Source organism: Pantanalinema rosaneae CENA516, assembly GCF_050753385.1.
In the GTDB taxonomy this organism is placed as follows: Bacteria; Cyanobacteriota; Cyanobacteriia; order Leptolyngbyales; family Leptolyngbyaceae; genus Pantanalinema; species Pantanalinema rosaneae.
This window is the reverse complement of record NZ_JBLZFZ010000135.1, coordinates 1-3,665: the sequence shown is the minus strand read 5'-3', so window position 1 is coordinate 3,665 and position 3,665 is coordinate 1. Positions and strand designations below refer to the sequence as shown.

Here is a 3,665-nt window from a genome sequence, read left to right as displayed (position 1 = left end):
AGATGTGTATAAGAGACAGCCCTCCATCTCTCCACTCCCCATTCCCTACCCCCCATTCCCTACTCCCCCTTCTGCAACATCACCGCTACATCTCTAGCAAAGTACGTCAAAATCAAATCCGCCCCGGCTCGCTTCATACTGGTCAAGGTTTCCAGAACCACTTTTTTCTCGTCAATCCAACCCTGTTCCGCTGCGGCTTTGATCATGGCGTATTCACCACTGACGTTGTAGGCAGCAACCGGCAAATTGGTGTGCTGCTTGATCTGACAAATAATATCCAGATATGCCAGCGCTGGTTTAACCATGACAATATCTGCCCCTTCAGCAATATCAAGAGCCACTTCCTTAATGGCTTCTCTCGCATTCGCGGCATCCATTTGGTAGGTCTTCTTGTCACCAAACTTGGGTGCAGAATCCAATGCATCCCGAAACGGACCATAGTAGGCAGACGCATATTTGGCAGAGTAGGCAAGGATGCCCACATTGATCCAACCGTCTGCATCCAGTGCTTTGCGAATCGCGCCGACGCGACCATCCATCATGTCTGAAGGAGCCACAAAATCGGCTCCGGCTTCTGCCTGAACGAGTGCCTGTTTCACCAGCACCGCAACCGTTTCATCGTTGAGAATTTTGCCATCCTGCACAATGCCATCATGCCCCTCACTGCTGTAGGGATCGAGGGCCACATCGGTAATGACCAGGATATCGGGAACAGCTTGTTTAATCGCTCGTACCGCACGCGGAATTAAACCATCCGGGTTATAACTCTCAGTTCCAGCGTTGTCTTTCTGCTCGTAGGGAATGAGTGGGAAAAGAGCGATCGCCCCAATCCCCAACTCATCCGCCTGCTTCACCTCATCGAGTAGCAAATCCAGCGTGTAACGGTAGCAACCGGGCATGGATGGGACTTCTTCCCGCTGCCCCTCTCCTTCCATCACAAACAGGGGATAGATCAAATCCTCGACTCGCAAAACATTCTCCCGCACCATCCGCCGCAGGGTTTCCGTTCGCCGCAATCGTCGGGGACGATGGGCGATCGCTGGTACAGTGGACTGGGCTTGGCATCCAGAATCGATGGAATCGGTTTCTGTCTGCGGAGTTTGGAGTGCAGACGTTGAGGTTTCAGTCAGGCTCATAGTAGAATGAGAATGATTATCATTCGCTTATTCTACAGCACTCGCCGTGAAAAGTGACTCATCCTCTCAAGAAAGTGCAGCCCATTCACCTTGTCTGACTCGCAATCAGCAAGCAGTGCTTGATTCGCTGCACCAGCAAGCGAATGCCCTCTCCGCTCAGGAGTTATACAGTCTTTTGCGCCAACGACAGGCGATCGGGCTAGCAACCGTGTATCGGGCATTAGAAACGCTGAAATTGCATGGATTGATCAAAAGTCGGATAGGGGCAAACGGGGAAGCGCTTTACAGCCTCGTTGTATCTGATCAGCAATACCTCACCTGTTTGCAGTGTGGTCAGTCGTTTCCACTCGATCACTGCCCGGTACAGGAATTAGAAACACATTTGCAGCCTTCAGTTCCGTTCAAGGTTTACTATCACACACTAGAGTTTTTTGGACTCTGTGAACCCTGCACTCATCAAATTCCTTCATGATTGCGCGGTTTATCTCACCACAATCTAGAAATCTACTGAGAAACGCGACCTTCTACGGTTTGAAATCCTTTTCCAGAGCCGTAGCGAACAGTCTTGAATTCAATTCGGTTGGAATTGGAGTGATAAAGCGTATATGTAGCTTGACCAAAAATACGGCCAACATTGCCAACGCCAACAATCTGCCGGGGTTTCACCTGGGTTGCTTGTGGTGAAACGGTTTGATCTAACGTCGTAACACTGGATGTCACACTGCCCTGCTGAATCTGATACTGAAAGATCAATCCAGAACGACCACAAAATAAGGTGTTAGCATCCATTTGCATGAGGCGATCGAGCATTTGAATTGGAGGTGTATCCGGTGTTAGCTCATCACTCACACTGACACTACTCCCGTGAATTAACAAACAGTCCAGTTCAAAAAAACCGAAGTCAAGCGATCGCACCCACTCCACCATTTCTCGCGGAATCCCATCCCACAAGGTTTTCACCATTTCCATGCCATATCGCTCAATCAGTTCAGTGGGTTCTCCGGTTCGTCCTAAGCCATGCAAGATCAACAACTGTTCTTCCCACCATCCCTGACACACTTGGGGCACAGGCTCATTGGCACGAGGAGACTGAATTCGTTGAATCACTTTGATGCTGGCAGGGGTTGCCGCAATCACATCACCCAGGATATACAGTTCTTCTACTGGATGTCGTTGCCGCTTGATATCTGCCAACACCGCTTCGTAAGCTGCTAAATTTCCTTCAATGCCACTTAAAATTGCCCAAGTTGCCATAGTGAGGTGAGGGGGTAAAGGGGTGAGGGGGTGATGAAAGAAAAGATTTGGGTAATCTGATCTTATGGAATGAATTAGAGTACCAGAAGGTGAATCAAAAGCTCATTCAGAATCATGAGGATTGGCAAGTTTATCAGATTGCATTTGAGGCAGCAATGCAAATTTTTGAGTTATCTAAAAAGTTTCCTGTGGAAGAGCGGTATTCACTCACTGACCAAGTTAAGCGTTCATCTCGCTCTGTTTGTGCAAACTTAGCAGAAGCATGGCGCAAACGATCGTATAAAGCAGCTTTTATCGCTAAACTCAGCGATTCAGCCGCAGAAGCAGCCGAAACTCAAACCTGGATAGCATTTGCAGTGCGCTGTAATTACCTCCACTCAACAACTGGGACAGAATTAACACAAACCTATAACCGCGTTTTAGGGCGATTAGTCAACATCATTAACCATCCCGAAAACTGGATTGTTAGCAACGAAAAATCATAAACCCTCCACCCCATCACCCCTTTACCCCATCACGCCTCTACCCTCTACCATCTCCACCCCTCTACCTCCTCACCCCTTCACCGTTCACACACATGAGTTGGGTCATCGGCTCGTTCGGCAAATTCCATCCCCCTGGCTAATCGCCACGCAAAGATCGGCGGTAGATCTTTTTCAATAATGGCAGCACAGGTTTTTTGATAGTCGTATTCCACTTCTCGTAACATGATTTGATCCGTGTCATTGTCATAAATCACGTAGGTTGCATTGGGTCTACCATGACGTGGTTCTCCAACTGATCCGGCATTTACAATTCGTTTGAGTGGTGCCGAAAAACTCATATCTTGTTCTAATTTGCTAGTCAATTTGACTCGAATCTGAAGTTGTCCTGCATCCAGCGATCGCACATAGGGCACATGCGTATGACCACAAAACAAAATATCGGCACCCGTTGCCAGCACTCGTTCCATTGCCACAAATGCATCCACTTCTGGCAACAGATATTCATGCTGATTGTGGGGACTGCCATGCACAAAACACAGGTTGCCATCGCGCAAACTTAAGGGCAACTGTGCCAGATATTCTCGCACTTCAGGATGAATCACCTGGTTCGTCCACTCATGCGCTAACTTGCCGCGTTTTTCTGCCAACACAGAGGGATAGCTACATTCACAAGCATTTAGCCCTTCCACTATGTCCTCATCCCAGCATCCCTGACAGGTCGGAATATCCAGAGACCGAATCATTTCCACCACCGCATTGGGATGAGGTCCGTATCCCACTAAATCACCGA

The 3,665-nt window shown here is 48.6% G+C and carries 5 protein-coding genes; 2 read left to right on the top strand and 3 right to left on the bottom strand.

Features of this window, described 5'->3' with window-relative positions; genetic code table 11:
* Window positions 1–59: 59 nt before the first annotated feature.
* Complete coding sequence (hemB, locus tag ACN4EK_RS32165) at window positions 60–1,136, bottom strand: porphobilinogen synthase (protein WP_431662523.1); 1,077 nt, start codon at window positions 1,134–1,136, stop codon at window positions 60–62.
* Between the two features lie 46 nt (window positions 1,137–1,182).
* Here hemB and ACN4EK_RS32160 point away from each other — a divergent pair, with 46 nt between their 5' ends.
* Entirely contained in the window at window positions 1,183–1,608 is a 426-nt protein-coding gene (locus tag ACN4EK_RS32160; RefSeq protein WP_431662522.1) for a Fur family transcriptional regulator, read from the top strand.
* Between the two features lie 32 nt (window positions 1,609–1,640).
* Here ACN4EK_RS32160 and ACN4EK_RS32155 read toward each other — a convergent pair whose 3' ends face one another.
* On the bottom strand, window positions 1,641–2,390 hold the full coding sequence (locus ACN4EK_RS32155) for a metallophosphatase (protein WP_431662521.1): 750 nt from the start codon (window positions 2,388–2,390) through the stop codon (window positions 1,641–1,643).
* Between the two features lie 89 nt (window positions 2,391–2,479).
* On the opposite strand from ACN4EK_RS32155, the gene ACN4EK_RS32150 reads away from it, so the two are divergent.
* Window positions 2,480–2,875: a four helix bundle protein gene (locus ACN4EK_RS32150; RefSeq protein ID WP_431662524.1), complete on the top strand. Its 396-nt coding sequence runs from the start codon at window positions 2,480–2,482 to the stop codon at window positions 2,873–2,875.
* A 77-nt stretch (window positions 2,876–2,952) separates the two neighbouring features.
* On the opposite strand, the gene ACN4EK_RS32145 is transcribed toward ACN4EK_RS32150, so the two are convergent.
* Window positions 2,953–3,665, bottom strand: a 713-nt coding sequence (locus ACN4EK_RS32145; protein ID WP_431662520.1) for a metallophosphoesterase family protein, incomplete at its 5' end; no start/stop codon positions are given.

Excerpts from the sequence above, each read along its gene's own strand:
- hemB (WP_431662523.1), bottom strand. The coding sequence starts at position 1,136 with ATGAGCCTGACTGAAACCTCAACGTCTGCACTCCAAACTCCGCAGACA.
- ACN4EK_RS32155 (WP_431662521.1), bottom strand. The coding sequence starts at position 2,390 with ATGGCAACTTGGGCAATTTTAAGTGGCATTGAAGGAAATTTAGCAGCT.